Genomic DNA, 223 nt, shown 5'->3' on the forward strand with positions numbered 1-223 from the left:
CCTGTCGGTGACGAGCGAGCAGAGCGTACTCGGGAACGATGCCGATGCGGACGGCGACGCGCTGACGGCCAGCCTCCTCTACAACACCTCCCATGGCGCGCTGAGCCCCAATTCCGACGGCACCTTCACGTACACGCCGTACGATCCGAACTTCACCGGGACCGACACCTTCGTCTACTTCGTGAACGACGGAACCTCGGATTCCGAGCCTGTCGCCGTGACG

General features: G+C 64.1%; 1 protein-coding gene. It reads left to right on the top strand.

Annotation, left to right across the window (positions count from 1 at the left end; all coding sequences use genetic code 11):
* Positions 1-223: cadherin-like domain-containing protein (locus E4K09_RS29345; protein WP_166802447.1), on the top strand; the 223-nt coding region annotated here is incomplete at both ends.

The organism is Microvirga pakistanensis (genome assembly GCF_004458765.1).
GTDB lineage: Bacteria > Pseudomonadota > Alphaproteobacteria > Rhizobiales > Beijerinckiaceae > Microvirga > Microvirga pakistanensis.